Source organism: Paraburkholderia sp. BR10954, from assembly GCF_040965775.1.
GTDB lineage: Bacteria > Pseudomonadota > Gammaproteobacteria > Burkholderiales > Burkholderiaceae > Paraburkholderia > Paraburkholderia youngii.
In genome coordinates this window covers 216,774-232,718 of record NZ_JBFRCK010000009.1, presented here as the reverse complement: position 1 = coordinate 232,718, position 15,945 = coordinate 216,774, and the positions used below count along the sequence as shown (strand labels likewise).

15 protein-coding genes are annotated in these 15,945 nt (G+C 67.0%); 13 read left to right on the top strand and 2 right to left on the bottom strand.

The window, feature by feature from the left end:
• Positions 1-773, bottom strand: a 773-nt coding sequence (locus tag AB4Y34_RS16200; RefSeq protein ID WP_368716599.1) for an ATP-grasp domain-containing protein, incomplete at its 3' end; no start/stop codon positions are given.
• A 16-nt stretch (positions 774-789) separates the two neighbouring features.
• Between AB4Y34_RS16200 and AB4Y34_RS16195 the strand changes: the two genes are divergently transcribed.
• From AB4Y34_RS16195 to AB4Y34_RS16140, 12 genes are all read left to right on the top strand, one after another.
• Positions 790-1,548, top strand: a complete 759-nt coding sequence (locus tag AB4Y34_RS16195; protein WP_368716598.1) for a HisA/HisF-related TIM barrel protein — start codon at positions 790-792, stop codon at positions 1,546-1,548.
• A gap of 295 nt (positions 1,549-1,843) precedes the next feature.
• Positions 1,844-3,223, top strand: a complete 1,380-nt coding sequence (locus tag AB4Y34_RS16190; protein ID WP_368716597.1) for a formylmethanofuran dehydrogenase — start codon at positions 1,844-1,846, stop codon at positions 3,221-3,223.
• On the top strand, positions 3,220-4,929 hold the full coding sequence (locus AB4Y34_RS16185; protein ID WP_368716596.1) for a formylmethanofuran dehydrogenase subunit A: 1,710 nt from the start codon (positions 3,220-3,222) through the stop codon (positions 4,927-4,929). The genes AB4Y34_RS16190 and AB4Y34_RS16185 overlap by 4 nt, the downstream gene beginning before the upstream one ends.
• Positions 4,930-4,939: 10 nt before the next feature.
• Positions 4,940-5,911: a formylmethanofuran--tetrahydromethanopterin N-formyltransferase gene (gene fhcD, locus AB4Y34_RS16180; protein ID WP_368716595.1), complete on the top strand. Its 972-nt coding sequence runs from the start codon at positions 4,940-4,942 to the stop codon at positions 5,909-5,911.
• Positions 5,908-6,744, top strand: coding sequence for a formylmethanofuran dehydrogenase subunit C (locus AB4Y34_RS16175; RefSeq protein ID WP_368716594.1), 837 nt, complete (start codon positions 5,908-5,910; stop codon positions 6,742-6,744). Before fhcD ends, AB4Y34_RS16175 begins: the two co-directional genes overlap by 4 nt.
• A gap of 7 nt (positions 6,745-6,751) precedes the next feature.
• Positions 6,752-7,408 carry a cytochrome b gene (locus AB4Y34_RS16170; RefSeq protein WP_368716593.1) on the top strand — a complete coding sequence of 219 codons (657 nt, stop codon included), beginning with the start codon at positions 6,752-6,754 and terminating at the stop codon, positions 7,406-7,408.
• Positions 7,405-8,445: an alpha/beta fold hydrolase gene (locus AB4Y34_RS16165; RefSeq protein ID WP_368716592.1), complete on the top strand. Its 1,041-nt coding sequence runs from the start codon at positions 7,405-7,407 to the stop codon at positions 8,443-8,445. Before AB4Y34_RS16170 ends, AB4Y34_RS16165 begins: the two co-directional genes overlap by 4 nt.
• Entirely contained in the window at positions 8,442-9,356 is a 915-nt protein-coding gene (gene pqqB / locus AB4Y34_RS16160; protein ID WP_176379716.1) for a pyrroloquinoline quinone biosynthesis protein PqqB, read from the top strand. Before AB4Y34_RS16165 ends, pqqB begins: the two co-directional genes overlap by 4 nt.
• Before the next feature lie 76 nt (positions 9,357-9,432).
• Positions 9,433-10,191: a pyrroloquinoline-quinone synthase PqqC gene (gene pqqC, locus AB4Y34_RS16155; protein ID WP_368716591.1), complete on the top strand. Its 759-nt coding sequence runs from the start codon at positions 9,433-9,435 to the stop codon at positions 10,189-10,191.
• Positions 10,188-10,466 carry a pyrroloquinoline quinone biosynthesis peptide chaperone PqqD gene (pqqD, locus tag AB4Y34_RS16150; RefSeq protein ID WP_176379717.1) on the top strand — a complete coding sequence of 93 codons (279 nt, stop codon included), beginning with the start codon at positions 10,188-10,190 and terminating at the stop codon, positions 10,464-10,466. Before pqqC ends, pqqD begins: the two co-directional genes overlap by 4 nt.
• A gap of 4 nt (positions 10,467-10,470) precedes the next feature.
• Positions 10,471-11,709, top strand: coding sequence for a pyrroloquinoline quinone biosynthesis protein PqqE (gene pqqE / locus AB4Y34_RS16145; protein ID WP_176379718.1), 1,239 nt, complete (start codon positions 10,471-10,473; stop codon positions 11,707-11,709).
• The gene (locus tag AB4Y34_RS16140; RefSeq protein ID WP_013091038.1) at positions 11,706-12,368 is read left to right on the top strand and encodes a response regulator transcription factor; all 663 of its coding nucleotides are present in this window, start codon (positions 11,706-11,708) and stop codon (positions 12,366-12,368) included. Before pqqE ends, AB4Y34_RS16140 begins: the two co-directional genes overlap by 4 nt.
• Here the strand turns inward: AB4Y34_RS16140 and AB4Y34_RS16135 are convergent.
• Positions 12,338-13,336: a histidine kinase gene (locus AB4Y34_RS16135; protein WP_368716590.1), complete on the bottom strand. Its 999-nt coding sequence runs from the start codon at positions 13,334-13,336 to the stop codon at positions 12,338-12,340. The genes AB4Y34_RS16140 and AB4Y34_RS16135 overlap by 31 nt on opposite strands.
• 179 nt (positions 13,337-13,515) lie before the next feature.
• Between AB4Y34_RS16135 and AB4Y34_RS16130 the strand changes: the two genes are divergently transcribed.
• Complete coding sequence (locus AB4Y34_RS16130) at positions 13,516-15,897, top strand: TonB-dependent receptor (RefSeq protein WP_368716589.1); 2,382 nt, start codon at positions 13,516-13,518, stop codon at positions 15,895-15,897.
• The last annotated feature ends 48 nt before the right edge of the window (positions 15,898-15,945 follow it).

The following is a 15,945-nucleotide window of genomic DNA, read 5'->3' as shown; positions in this document are numbered from 1 at the left end:
CTGTGCTGGTCGATCTGATCGACCAGCACGCCGTCGAACTCGACGATCCGCGCAACCTCGCCCGGCGCGTCGCCGCCGCTCAGCCCGATCTGCTGACGGTTGACGCTGAGCAGCTTGGTCGCGTCGCCACGGCAGATCAGCGACAGGCTCAACGGCTCGCCGTCGACCCACTCCTGCAGCACCGGATTGCGCGCCGCGGCCGCGCGCGCCTCGTACTCGGCGCAGGCATCGGCGAAGCGCTCGTAGACGATCGTGTCGAGGCCGCCCGCGCCGTCGTCCGGTTTGACGACCCAGCGGCCGCCGTGCTGCGCGGCTGGGTCGCCGGGTTCGAGCGCCGGCGTCGTCGCAATGCCATGCGCGGCAAGACATGCCGCGGTCGCGCTCTTGCTCGACGCGACGCGGATCGCTTCCTTCGCGCAGCCGAGCCACCGGGCGGTGCCGACCGCATCGTGAAAGCGCAGCAGCAGGCCGTCGCATTCCGGCGCGACGACCCACGCGTAGTCGTGCTCGCGCGCCACGCGCGCGACGAACGCCGTCATCGATTCGCCGGGCGCGGCCATACAATGAGCGTCGCCCGGCGCTGGTGTTTCGAAGCGCGAGGTCGCGAACCTGACCTGCACGCCGTCCAGTTCACGCAGAGCAGCGACCAGCGCGTCGCGCATCACGCGTCCTTCGACGATCAGCGCGCTCAAATCGGCAAGACTGCCTGTGCCGGCGAGCGCGGGGTCGATGCCGCCGCCGGTGAGATACTCATAAACAAAGATCTTGGTCAAAGGAAAGCGCCCCTCTATGCAGGTGATACCTGTTCTCGATCTGCTCGACGGCCAGGTCGTCCGCGCGGTACGCGGCGAGCGGAGCGCCTATCGGCCCATCCAGTCCCGCCTCGTCGCGACGAGCGACCCACTTGCTACCGCCCGCGCGCTACTCGAAGCCAGCGGCGCGCGCACGCTCTATATCGCCGATCTCGGCGCCATCCTGCAGCGCGGCGCGCATGCTTCGACGCTCGCCGCGTTGCGCGCCGCGCTGCCCGGCATCGAACTGTGGCTCGACGCGGGCTTCGCGGACTACGCATCGATGCGCGCGCTGTTCGAGCGCATCGACGCTGCTGTTGATCAACCCGACCGCCGTGCTGCCAATTCCAACCTCGCCAACCTCGCGACCGTCGTGCCTGTCTTCGGCTCGGAGACGCTTCGCGAAATCCATGCCGTGCACGCGGCGCAGCGCGCCGGCCTCGCGCCGATCCTGTCGCTCGATCATCGCGCCGGCGAACTGCTCGCCGCGACCGCGCTCGATTGCTCGTCGGCATGGTGGCCGTCGCGCGTGATCGCGATGACGCTCGACCAGGTCGGCAGCTACGCCGGCCCCGACCTCGCGACATTCGAGCGCCTGCGCGCGCAAGCCGCCGCGCACACCACGCTGATCGGCGCGGGCGGCATCCGCAATCAGGCCGATCTGGCCGCCGCGGCGGCCACCGGCGCAAGCGCCTGGCTGGTGGCGTCCGCGCTGCACGACCGGCAGATCGACTGCCCGCCTTCCGATTCAGCGTAGGCCTTCCATACAATTTCCATGCCACGCGTTCTGACAGCGCTGTCTGTAAACGCAACACAAGCCGGACAGTTTGCGTGTGACACTCTGCTCCAGAACGGCACACATTTTGTATGGCGCAGCGGGCCCTTGAACCCGCGCGCCGACGCACGATCGGGCACGCTTGCCGCCGGTACTTCGCGCAGGTCGATCCGCTGAATGCAAAGCGGCATGACCGTAAGCGCGGCCCGCTTCGGCGCGGCGCCCGCCCGCCGATGCGTCGTCCAAAGATCGGCATGGAGCTTGCTAAACCTGGCCCATGCATAGTCCCGCCACCGATCCATCGACCCCTAGCCCGAGCGCAACGCGCGCCGCTACGCTCACACGCGACTGGATCTGTCCGTTCTGCCCATTGCTGTGCGACGACCTGGTCGCCGCTTCCCACGACGACGGCACGCTCGAAGTACCGGACACCGAATGTTCGCGGCTCGCTCACGCACTCGCGCAGTACGTCGTGGCGGATGCGCAATGCGGATGCGTGGTCGATGGCAACGAAGTTGACATGGATACAGCGCTGGCGAGCGCCGCACAGTTGCTCGCGAACGCGCGCCGCCCGCTATTCGGCGGCCTCGCCACCGACGTCGCCGGCACCCGCGCGCTGTATCCGCTTGCCGCCTCCTGCGGCGCGATCCTCGATCATCTGCACGGCGATGCGCTGACGCCCGCGACGCTCGCGCTGCAGGATCGCGGCGCGTTCTTCACGACGCTCTCCGAAGTGCGCGCGCGCGCCGACTTGCTGGTGTTCTTCGGCTGTCAGCCGTCGCGGCGCTACCCGCGCTTCTTCACGCGCGCGCTGGCGGACACCGAGCTCGCGCGCGAACTGGTCTTCGTCGGCTGCGAAGCGGACCCGGCGGCGGCCGGCTTCGCGCAAACGCGTAGCGACTCGCTGCTGCGCGACGCCGATCCCTATGACACGCTTGCGCTGTGGTCGGCGCTCGCCGAAGGACGCGACGCGGCCGCGCTAAGCCACGGCGATGGCACCCAGGCGAACGTGGCAACCGCGCTCGCGTCACTTCAGGCACGCATCGCCAGCGCGCGTTACACGGTGGTCGTCTATGAACCGGCCGCACTGCCCGCGCCGCACGCGGCGCTGCTGATCGAAGCGCTGAACCGGATCGTGAAGGCCGTGAATTGCACGACGCGCGCGGCATGTGTCGCACTCGGCGGTGACGATGGCGCGTTGACGGTCAATCAGACCGTCACGTGGCTGTCAGGCTTGCCGCTGCGCACGCGCGTGTCGATGCCGGCGCGCGTCACCGGCGCCGCGCCGCTCGATCACGATCCGTACCGCTATCGGACGGCGCGGCTGCTCGCCGAACGCGAGGTCGACGCGCTGCTGTGGATCGCGGGCTTCGCGCCGCACGCGTGGCCCGCGTCGCTCGATCCCGCGCTTGCGCTGATCGTGCTCGGTCATCCGGCGCTCGCGGCTGCCGCCAGCGCACGCGGCGCGAACACCGTGTTCGTGCCGGTCGCGACACCGGGCATCGATAGCGGCGGGCATCTGTTTCGCGTCGACGGTACCGTCGTGATGCCGCTCACCGCCGCGCGTGGGGTGGCGCTGGAAACGGTTGCGTCGATTGCCGCGCGGTTGAACGAACGACTGAACGAACGACTGAATCCGCGCGAGGATCAGCCATGACTCTCGTTCGGCTTAAGGGCGGCACGCTGTTCGACCCGATCAACAACGTCAACGGCGAGCGCCGCGATCTGACGTTTCGCGACGGCCGAATCGTCGATGTTCCCTCCACCACACCCGTCGATCGTGAATACGACGCGACCGGCATGATCGTGATGGCGGGCGGCATCGATCTGCATTCGCATATCGGCGGCGGCAAGACCAATCTGTCGCGCCTGCTGCTGCCCGAGGACCATCGCGCCGACGGGCGGGGCGCCCATGCGCCTCGCGAGGCCGCCTACGAAGCCGCGCGCGACGACAGCGGCCGCTACCTGCGTCTGCCTTCGTGCGGCGTCTGCGCGCCGGGCACGCTCGCGACCGGCTACCGCTACGCTGAAATGGGCTACACGGCCGCGTTCGAACCGGCGATGATGCCGTCGAACGCGCGCCACACGCACCTCGAAATGGGCGACACGCCGATCATCGATCACGGCGCGTACGTGATGCTCGGCAACGACGAACTGTTCCTGCAAATGCTCGCCGCACGCGACGACTTCGAACGTCTGCGCGACTACGTCGGCTGGACCATCGACGCGAGCAAGGCGCTCGGCGTCAAGGTGGTGAACCCCGGCGGCATCTCCGCGTTCAAGTTCAACCAGCGCTCGCTCAACGTCGACGAACCGCACGCGCACTACGGCATCACGCCACGCGACGTGCTGCGCACGCTGACCCGCGCGCTGACCGAACTGCGCGTGCCGCATCCGCTGCACGTGCATACGAGCAACCTCGGCGTGCCCGGCAACCTCGCATCGACGATCGCGACGATGGACGCCGCCGACGGCCTGCCGATCCATCTGACGCATATCCAGTTTCACAGCTACGGTACCGAGGGCTCGCGCAAGTTCTCGTCGGGCGCGCGGCAGATTGCCGAGGCCGTGAACGCGCGGCCGAACGTGTCGATCGACGTCGGCCAGATCATCTTCGGACAGACCGTCACGGCCTCCGGTGACACGATGATGCAGTTCCGCAACGCGCCGCTCGCGCGGCCGCACAAGTGGGTGGTCGGCGATATCGAGTGCGACGCGGGCTGCGGCGTCCTGCCGTTCCGCTATCGCGAACAGAGCTATGTGAACGCGCTGCAATGGATCATCGGCCTCGAAACCTTTTTGCTCGTCGACGACCCGTGGCGCGTCGCGATGACCACCGATCATCCGAACGGCGGACCGTTCACGAGCTATCCGCATTTGATCCGCCTGCTGATGGATAAAGCGTTTCGCGATGAGCAGCTGGCGAAGCTGCATCCCGAAGCGCAGGTCGCCAGCGCGCTGCCGGAACTCGAGCGCGAATTCTCGCTGTACGAGATCGCGATCATCACGCGCGCCGGTCCCGCGCGGCTGCTCGGTCTGCGCGATCGCGGCCATCTCGGCGCGGGCGCGGCGGCGGATATCGCCGTCTATCGCGACGAGCCGGACCGCGAGCGGATGTTCACGTCGCCCGCCTATGTGTTCAAGGACGGCGAACTGGTCGCGCGCGACGGCACACTGGTCGCGACGCCGACCGGCGGCATCCATTTCGTCGCGCCCGAATTCGATCGCGGTATCGAGAAAACGCTGCGCGCGTATAGCGACGCGAATCTCGCGAGCAACTTCGCGCACGCCGCGATCAGCGACGACGAAGCCTGCCGCTGCTGCCGCGGCGGGCGGCTGTTGCCCGTCGAATGTCTAACCTGACGCGGCCACGATGAACGCTCCCGCCCCGCTCGAAATCAACGGCACCGCGATCGACGCGACCTTCGCCGAAGCCTTCCCGATGAAGGCGACGCGGCTCGTGATCACCGCGCACACGCCAACGTGGGCGATGCACGCGGCGAACTCGCTGTCGGGCTTCGCGACCTCGGTGATCGGCTGCGGCTGCGAGGCGGGCATCGAACGCACGCTCGCGCCCGAGGCAACGCCCGACGGCCGTCCCGGCGTCGCGGTGCTGCTGTTCGCGGTGTCGACGAAGGAACTGGCGAAGCAGATCGGGCGGCGTGTCGGCCAGTGCGTGCTCACCTGTCCGAGCACGGCCGTCTACAGCGGCATCGATCCGGCCACGAGCCGCGCGCCGCTGTCGGACCCGGCGCCGCTCGGCAGCGGGCTGCGTTTTTTCGGCGACGGCTGGCAGATCGCGAAGATGATCGACACAGGAAACGGCCCCACGCGTTACTGGCGCGTGCCGGTGATGGACGGCGAGTTCGTCTGCGAAGACACGGCGGCGACGGTCAAGGCCGTCGGCGGCGGCAACCTGCTGCTGCTCGCGCGCGACCAAGGCGCGGCGCTCGCCGCCGCCGAAGCCGCGGTCGCCGCGATGCGCGGGCTGCCTAACGTGATCATGCCGTTTCCCGGCGGCATCGTGCGGTCGGGCTCGAAGATCGGCTCGAAGTACGCGGGCGCGACCGCATCGACCAACGACGCGTTCTGTCCGAGCCTGATCGGCCTCGCATCGCGCAGCGAGTTGAGCGCGGACGTGGGCTGCGTGCTGGAGATCGTGATCGACGGTCTGACCGACGCCGACGTCGGCGCGGCGATGACGGCCGGTATCGGCGCGGCGACCGGACTCGGGCGCGCGGCCGGCGTGCTGCGCATTTCGGCGGGCAACTACGGCGGCAAGCTCGGGCCGTACCACTTTCATCTGCACGAGCTGGCGGCGGGACTCAACGGGGGACGCGCATGAGCACGACCACGTTGCGCGTGAAAACACCGCCCGGCTTTCGCGTCGATGCGGCCGCACTGTCGCCGGCGGCGCTGGCGAGCATGAGCGTGGCCGAGATCGAGCGCATCGTGCTGCCGGCCGGCAACGAGCGCTGCGTGGTCGGCGACGTATTCGAGGTTTCGCGCGATGACGCGCCCGCATCCGGCGACGACATGGCCACGCTGCTGATCGACGGCGCCGCGCGGTGGCTCGACCGGCTCGGTGCGCAGATGGACGGCGGACGGCTCGTCGCGCGCGGTCCGGTCGGCGACTACAGCGGCTTCAGGATGAGCGGCGGCTTGCTTGAAATCGACGGCGACGCGGGGCACTTCACCGCTTGCGAAATGCGCGGCGGACGCGTGACGGTGCGCGGCGACAGCGGCGACTTCGCCGCCGGCGCGCTGACGGGCGACATGGAAGGCATGAGCGGCGGCACGCTGACGATCCACGGCAACGCGGGCGCGCGGCTCGCCGACCGGATGCGCCGCGGCCTCGTGCTGGTCGGCGGCAACGCGGGCGACTTCGCGGCGTCGCGGCTGGTGGCGGGAACCGTCGGCGTGGCGGGGCAACTGGGCGCACACTATGCGTATGCGATGAGGCGCGGCACGCTGCTGCTCGCGCAACGACCCGAGGGTTTGCCGCCCCCGACGTTCACCGGCGGCGGACACGGTTTCGACGTATTCTGGTCATTGCTCATACGCAGCCTCGCGGCCGAAATCGCGCCGTTTTCGCAGTGGCGCGCGGACCGTCTGCCGGTTCGTTTTACGGGCGACCTCGCGGTCGACGGCCGCGGCGAAATACTGATCGCCGGGTGAGGCAGCTATGTCGCCCAGGACTGAAACGCTATTCGGCAAAAAAGAAACGTCCCGCCACGATGTTGCATGGAGACAGGGCATGACGACAGCGGATTCTCGAAACGCGAAGCCTGATATCAACGTCAACGCAACTGCCAGCGCCGGCGGCCCGCGCTATGCCGGGCTGCTGATCGCGCTGCACTGGCTGATCGCGCTCGGCATCATCGGTCTGCTCGCGCTCGGCCTCTATATGGTCGGATTGCCGAAGGGCTTGCCTGTCAAAGCGACGCTGATCAACCTGCACAAGTCGCTCGGACTGACGGTTTTCCTGCTGGTGCTTTTGCGCATCGTCGCGCGGGTGGTCCTTCACCGGCCTGCCCTGCCGCCGATGCCACCGTGGCAACGCGCCGCCGCGCGCACTACGCAGGGTCTTTTATACGTCTGCATGGTGGCGATGCCGCTCGCCGGGTATCTCGGCTCGTCGTTCAACCGCTACGGCACGCGCTTCTGGGGGATCCTGCTGCCGAAGTGGGGCTGGGACGACGCGCATCTGCGCGAGCTGTTCTTCGGCCTTCATCATGCGATCGGCTATGCGCTGATCGCGCTGATCGTGCTGCACGTGGCGGGCGCGTTCAAGCATCAGTGGATCGATCGCGACAACCTGCTCGTGAGGATGCTGCCATGACGATGCGAAGCTCGTCGCGCCCCCCGCAGGCAGCCGCGGCGCTCGAAGTGCATACGCTGCGCACGCGCGATGGCCATCGCGTGTGGTATGCGCTCGCCGGCGCGCGCGACGGCGTGCCGGTCGCGGTGCTGCACGGCGGCCCCGGCAGCGGCAGTCAGCCCGGTGTGCTGCGGCTCTTCGATCTGCGGCGTTTTCGCGTCGTGCTGATCGACCAGCGCGGCACCGGTGCATCGACGCCGCACGGCAGCGTGCGCCACAACCGCACCGACTATCTGATCGCCGATCTCGAAGCGATTCGCGCGCGGCTCGGCTTCGCGCGCTGGGGCGTGCTCGGCGGATCGTGGGGCGCGGCGCTCGCGCTCGCGTATGCGGGACAGTGTCCACAGTCGGTCACGGGCGTCGTGCTGCGCGGCCTGTTTCTAACATCCGCGCGCGAAGTGCGCGGTTTGTTCATCGCGTCGCGCAAGCGCGCGCCGCGTGTGTGGTCGAGACTGCGTGCCGCTGCCCGCTGCGACGAGCCTGCAACGCTAGCCGCGCGATGTGGCTCCGGCTTGCAATACGGCGCGAGCGAAGCGCGGCAACGTGCGGTCGCGCTGGCATGGCGCGGTTATGAAAACGCGGTGCTGGCGAGTGCATCGCCGCGAGGCGCCGCGGCACAACAACGCGGGGCCCAGCGAAACGCACACGATTCCGAACGCCATGCCGCTCGCAAGTTGATCGGCAAATACCGGATTCAGGCGCACTACCTCGCGCATCGCTGCTGGCTCGGCGAAACGCGTTTGCTGTCGCTCGCGCGGCGCGCGGCGGCGGCCGGCGTGCCGATCGCGGCCGTGCATGGCTCGCGCGATCCGGTGTGTCCGCACGGCAATCTGCGGCGTCTGTCGCGCGCGGTTCCTTCCGCGCGTGTCGAGTCCGTGAGCGCGGCGGGCCATCTGGCGAGCGACCCCGCACTGCATGCACGCGTCGCTCAGGTGCTCGCCGCGATGTTCATTCCCACCATCGACGAGGAGCGCAGCAGCATGCGTCACGCGGCATGAAGATCAAGGTACTCGGCTCGTCGGCGGGCGGCGGTTTTCCGCAGTGGAACTGCAATTGCCGCAATTGCGACGGCGTGCGTCGCGGCACGGTGAAGGCGACGCGCCGCACGCAGTCGTCGATCGCGGTCAGCGCGAACGGCGAGGACTGGCTGCTCGTCAATGCGTCGCCCGATCTGCTCGCGCAGATCGCCGCGCATCCCGAGCTTCAGCCGGCGCGGCGCGCGCGCGACAGCGGCATTGCCGCGGTGCTCGTGATCGACGCGCAGATCGACCACGTGACCGGCCTTCTGATGCTGCGCGAACGCGACACGCCGCTGCCGCTGTACGCGACCGATGCGGTCTGGCAAGACCTGCGCTCCGGCTTTCCGGTCGCGCCGATCCTGTCGCACTACTGCGGTGTCGAGCATCGCCGTATCGCGCTAGACGGCGCGCCGCTCGTCGTCGACGCATTGCCCGGCATCCGCATCGACGCGCTGCCGCTATCGAGCAAGGCGCCGCCGTACTCGCCGCATCGCGAGGCGCCCGAGCGCGGCGACAACCTCGGGCTCGTGCTGACGAACCTGCAATCGGGCCAGCGCGTGTTCTACGCGCCGGGCCTTGGCGCGATCGAGCCGCACGTGCTCGCGGCGATGCGCGAGGCCGATCTGCTGCTCGTCGACGGCACGCTGTGGACCGGCGACGAAATGATCCGCCTCGGCCTGTCGAAGAAGACCTCGGCGGATATGGGCCATCTGCCGCAGAGCGGCGCGGGCGGCATGATCGAAACGCTCGATTCGCTCGGCGCGAAACGCAAAGTGCTGATCCATATCAACAACACGAATCCGATCCTGATCGAAGACGGCCCCGAGCGGCGCATGCTAGGCGAGCATGGAATCGAGGTCGCGTACGACGGAATGAGCTTCGAGCTTTGAAGTGCGCAGTAAAGAGTGCGAAGAGATGAGGTAGGCAGGCGCGGCTGTAAACGACGATAAAACGGAGACGGACGGCATGAACGCGAAAGACATTCAGGACACGATACCGACACGCGACGCAAGTGCAGCGGGAACCCAGCTCATCGAGCGACCCGCCTGGAGCCGTGAGGAATTCGAAGCGCAGTTGCGCGCGAAGGGCACCGCCTACCACATCCACCATCCGTTCAACGTGAAGATGAATAGCGGCGGTTGCTCGCGCGAGCAGATTCGCGGCTGGGTCGCGAACCGCTTCTACTATCAGATCAACATTCCGCTCAAGGATGCGGCCGTGCTGTCGAACTGTCCGGACCGCGCGACGCGCCGCCGCTGGGTGCTGCGCATTCTCGATCACGACGGCTATGAAGGCGCGGAAGGCGGCATCGAAACCTGGGCGCGTCTTGGGGACGCGGTCGGTCTCACGCGCGACGAATTGTGGTCGCTCGAACACGTGACGCCGGGCGTGCGCTTCGCCGTCGATGCCTATGTGAATTTCGCGCGCCGTGCGCCGTGGCAGGAAGCGGTGTGCTCGTCGCTGACCGAGATGTTCGCGCCGCAGGTGCATCGCGACCGGCTCGCGAGCTGGCCCGAGCACTATCCGTGGATCGAACCCGAGGGCCTCGCGTACTTCCGCTCGCGCATTTCGCTCGCGCAGCGCGACGTGCAGCACGGACTCGAAGTCACGCTCGCACATTTCACGCGACGCGATCAGCAGGAACGCGCGCTCGAAATTCTGCAGTTCAAGCTCGACATTCTGTGGACCATGCTCGACGCTATCGAGAAGGCGTTTCCGCAATGAACGACACCACACGCGCCGACCCCGCCACGCCGCTCACGATCGCGAAGCCGTTCCGCCTGCAATGGGAGCCCGCGCAGAACGCGCACGTGCTGCTCTACCCGGAAGGCATGGTGAAACTCAATCAAAGCGCGGGAGAAATCCTCAAGCGCTGCGACGGCACACGCGACATCGATACGCTGATCACCGAGCTCGAACAGGCGTTCAACGCGACCGGCATCGGCGCCGAGGTGCGGGCTTTCATCGCCGACGCGCATGGGCGCGGCTGGCTGGAGTAGTGCGATGACCGATCTTTCTCAACCAGGCTCTCAACCCGGCGGGCAACCGCAAAGCAGCGCGGCCGCCGCGGTGCCGCCGCCGCTGTGGCTGCTCGCGGAGCTGACCTATCGCTGCCCGCTGCATTGCGCGTTCTGCTACAACCCGCTCGACTACACCGATCACAACCGCGAACTGACCACCGGCCAATGGCTCGACGTGCTGCGCGAGGCGCGCGCGCTCGGCGCGGTGCAACTCGGATTTTCGGGCGGCGAGCCGCTGGTGCGCGACGACGTCGAAGTGCTGGTCGAAGAAGCGCACAGACTCGGCTTCTACACGAACCTGATCACGTCGGGCGTCGGTCTCACCGATCAGCGCCTCGGCGACCTTAAGGCCGCCGGGCTCGATCACATCCAGTTGTCGTTCCAGGACTCGACGCAGCAGCTGAACGACTTCCTCAGCAGCACGCGCACGTTCGAGCTGAAACAGCGCGTCGCCGCCGCGCTGAAACGGCACGGCTTTCCGATGGTGATGAACTGCGTGCTGCATCGCTACAACCTGCCGCACGTCGACAAGATCATCGAGATGGCGCTGGCACTCGGCGCCGAATATCTGGAGCTGGCGAACACGCAGTACTACGGCTGGGCGCGCGAGAATCAGGCGCAACTGATGCCGACGCGCGAGCAGCTCGAAGAAGCCGAAGCGGTAGTCGCGCGCTATCGCCAGACTCATGGCGAGCGCTGCAAGATCTTCTTCGTCGTGCCCGACTACTTCGAGCGCCGCCCGAAGCGCTGCATGAACGGCTGGGGCGCGGTGTTCCTCGGCGTCGCGCCCGACGGCGCAGCGCTGCCGTGTCACGCTGCGCGCGGCTTGCCCGGCCTGACACTGCCGAACGTGAAGGACATACCGTTGCGCGAGATCTGGTACGACAGCGACGCATTCAATCGCTTTCGCGGTTTGCAGTGGATGAAGGAGCCGTGCCGCAGCTGCGACGAAAAGGAACACGACCTCGGCGGCTGCCGCTGCCAGGCATTCCTGCTGACCGGCGATGCGGCCAACGCCGACCCTGTCTGCGACAAATCGCCGTTTCACGAGAACGTGGTCAAGATCGTGCGGCACGCGGCGTCGGAATCCGCGGCGACAGCAGCGGCGCGCGAACAGCCGATCCTGTTCCGCAACGACGCCAACTCGCGCAAGCTCGCGGCGGCGGCCCGCGAGCCCGACACGGCCGGCGACAACCGAGCATCACCCGGAGCCCAATCATGAGTGCCGACACCATCTCCGTTCTGCTCGTCGACGATCATGCGGTCGTGCGCGAAGGCTACCGGCGTCTGCTCGAATTGAACGACGACGTCGAGGTGTGCGGCGAAGCGGCAGACGCCGCGCAGGCCTACCAGCGTTTTTGCGCGTTGCGGCCCGATGTGGTCGTGATGGACGTGTCGCTGCCGGGCGCGAGCGGCATCGAAGCGATGCGGCGCATGCTCGCGCGCGAACCGGATGCGCGCGTGCTGATCTTCAGCGTGCACGAGGAATCGATCTTCGTGCGGCGCGCGCTCGACGCGGGTGCGCTCGGCTACGTGACAAAGGCGAGCGCGCCGGACGTGCTGGTCGAAGCGGTGCGCTCGATCGCCCGGCGCGCCGGCTATCTGAGCCCGGACATCTCGCAGGCGCTTGCGCTGCGCACCGCGTTCAACGAAGGGCCGCCGGGGCGTCAGTTGTCCGCGCGCGAGTTCGAAGTGCTGCGGCTGCTCGTGCAGGGCTACACGCTGCCGAGCATCGCCGAAAAGCTCGGCTTGAGTCAAAAGACGGTGGCCAACCATCAATCGGTGATCCGGCAGAAGTTCGGCGCCGACAACGGCGTGCAGCTCGCGCAGATGGCAAGCCGCCTCGGACTTCAGTTCACGGGCTCGGCCAGCCCCGCTTGAGCGGATACGCGCGCGCAGAACAGAAAACCGCGCTGCGGCTCGCTCGCGACGTGAAACTCGCCGCCGAGCGCCTCGACACGTTCGCGCATGCCGATCAGCCCGAGCCCGCTACGCGGCTTCGTCAGATCGGTGCCGGGGCCGTCGTCGGCCATCGTGACGACGATCTCGTCGATCTGCGTGCCGTTGTCTTCGCGCGGCGCGCGCACCATGAACAGTTCGACGCGCGAGCGGCGCGCGAACTTCGACACGTTCGTCAGTCCTTCCTGCACGAGCCGGTACAGCGTGATCGTCAATGCATCGCTGAGGCCGCTGAAATCGCCTTCGATCGTCATCGAGAACGACGCCTCGGGCAAACGCTCGCGCCAGCCGTCGACGCAATGTTCGAGCGCGGTCGGCAAGCCGAATTCGTCGAGACCGATCGGCCGCAGGCGGCGGATCATGCCGCCGATCTCGCGGTACACATGCGTCGCGCTCTGTATCAGCCCGAGCGCGATGCGATGAATCTCCGGCTCGCGCTCGCCCGATAGATCGCGGATGCGCGCCGCGTCGAGCGACATCGCGTTCAGGTATTGACCCAGCTCGTCGTGCAGCTCGCGCGCCATATGGCGGCGCTCGAGTTCCTGCGCCTGCAGCGCCTGACTGGCGAGGCGCCGGTTGTCGGCGAGCAGTCGTTCGGCCTGTTCCTCGAGCATGCGGCGATGGCGCGCTTCGCGGCGCGCATCGCTATAGCGTCGCCACGCGAACCATGCGAGCGCGATCGACAGCACGAACAGCGTGCCCGGCAACTCGTCGAGCTGGAAGCGCTCCATGCCGCGCGTGAACCGGTAGATCTTTTCGCTCAGATCGAAGGCGGCGCCGAGCGCCGCCGCGAGCACGGTCACGGCGACGACCCAGCCGAGGTCGCGCCATATCGGTGACGATGGCGGCGGGCGGCCAGCAGACGAGGAATGGATCGGTTCGCTTGACATGACGCTTGCATTCTACTCAGCGCCGGCACGCGCAGCGGGTTTCGCGCGAGTTTGGGAACGCTTCCCCGGCAGATCGGGAAAAGCTCCCGCGCGGCTTACAGATGTGTATGCGAAGCTTTACACCAACGTCGAACAACGCGCGACACGCGCGCATAACAAGCCGGCAGGAGACAACAACGATGAGGATGCGATCTCAAGCACGCCGCAAACGCCGGCTTCAGCGGCGCGCCGGCATCACCTTCTGTGTGGGTGGCGCGCTCGCCGGTTTGTCCACGGGCGTATGGGCGCAGGGGCAAGCCGAGCCGCCGGTCGCGGCGTCGGCGCCGGCTTCGGCGTCTTCCGCGGCGCCTTCCAAGGCCGCCGACGACAACGCCACCAACAACACGACACCCACCACGACCCTCGCACCGATCGTCGTCGTAGGCACCACGCCGTTGCTCGGCATCGGCACGCCGCTGACGCAAGTGCCGGCCAACGTGCAGACGGTCCATGCGGCCGATATTCAACGACAGGGACGCCAGACGCTTACCGATTACCTCGCGGCGAATCTGCCTAGCGTCTCGATCTCCGACGCTCAGGGCAATCCGTATCAGATGAACCTGTTCTATCGCGGCTTCACCGCGTCACCACTGCTGGGCACGCCGCAGGGCTTGTCGGTATTCGTCGACGGCGTGCGCGTGAACGAGCCGTTCGGCGACGTCGTGAACTGGGACCTGATACCGCAACAGGCAATCGACACGATGCAGCTGATCCCCGGCTCCAATCCGACCTTCGGCTTCAACACGCTCGGCGGCGCGCTGGCGATCACGACGAAAAACGGCAAGGACAACCCGGTCGGCGAGGCCGAAATACAGGGCGGCTCGTGGGGACGCAAGGCCGCGCAGATCGAACAGGGCGGCACGATCGGCCAGAACCTCGATTACTACTTCACCGCCAACGCCGCGAACGACAACGGCTGGGCCGAGCAGAACGAGAGCCGCATCCGCCAGGCATTCGGCAAGCTGCGCTATACCGACGCCGACACCACGCTGTCGTTGTCGGCCGGTGGCGCGGACAACGATCTGCACGGCGTGCAAACCATTCCGCGCTCGTTCCTCAACAACCCGAAGCAACCGTACACGTATCCCGACCGGAATCAGAATAGCGTCGGCTACCTGACGCTGTCGGGCGATCATTACTTCAACGACAACGTCGAGCTGAGCGGCAACGCGTATTACCGGCACTTTCGCAATGCCAATACCAGCAGTAACGTCAACGAAAACTTCGGCAAGATCGAGGACGACGGCGACGTCGATACGTTGCAGGCGACCAACGTGCAATCGACCGTGACGACCGACAGCTACGGCGCGAGCTTGCAACTGACGCTGCTCGGCAAGCTCGGCGGCATGAAGAACCAGTTCATCGCGGGCATGGCCGTCGATGCCGCCAATTCGCACTTCACGCAGTCGTCCCAGGACGCGATGTTCACCGATTCGCGCGCGACGGTCGGCATCGGCAATTTCGAACCGCAAACCAACGCGAACACGCACAACACGAACTACGGCATCTACCTGACGGACACACTGTCGCTGACGCCGCAGTGGTCGCTGACGCTGTCGGGCCGCTACAACTGGGCCGATGCGACGATCGGCGACGAATCCGGCACGCAGCCGCAACTCAACGGCCACCATACGTTCTCGCGCTTCAATCCGGCGGTCGGCATCAACTGGAACCCGACGCCTGCCGTCACCGCCTATGCGACCTACAACGAGGGCATGCGCTCGCCGACCGCGATCGAACTGGCCTGCGCCGATCCGAACGCGCCATGTTCGCTGCCGAACGACTTCATCTCCGATCCGCCGTTGCAGCCGGTCATCTCGAAGACCTATGAAGTCGGGGCGCGCGGCAGGATCGGCGGCAACACGACATGGAGCGCCGCCGCTTACAGCACGACGCTCGACAACGACATCCAGTTCATCAGCAGTAACGGTGCGGGCAGTTCGCAGGGTTTTTTCCAGAACGTCGGGCGCACGCGCCGGCAAGGCGTCGAACTGGCAGGGCAGACGAAATATGGTCCGCTCACGGTGACCGGCAGCTATAGCTACGTCAACGCGACCTACCAGTCGACATGGGTCGAAAGCAGCCGCAGCAATTCGAGCGCCGACGCGAACGGCAACATCACCGTGCATCCCGGCGACCACATCCCGAGCATTCCGGCGACGACCGTCAAACTACGGCTCGATTACGCGGCCACCTCGAAATGGCGAATCGGCACGAACCTGACTTGGCGCGGCAGCATCTACGCGCAGGGCGACGAGAACAATCAGGACGTGAACGGCAAGATCTCCGGCTATCTGCTGATCGATATGGACACCTCGTATCAGGTGACGAAACAGTTGCAGGTGTTCGCATCGGTGTCGAACCTGCTCGATAAACGCTATGCGAGTTTCGGCGCGCTGGGGGCGAACTTCTTTACCGGGCCGGGGAATACGTTCAACGGCGCGAGTCCGGTCAACGAGCAGTTCGTCGGGCCGGGGGCGCCGAGGGGGTTTTGGGTGGGGATGAGATATGGGTGGAAGTAGTGGTGGATTGCGTGGTGGCGTCGCAGTCGTGGTGGTTATGACGTTTAC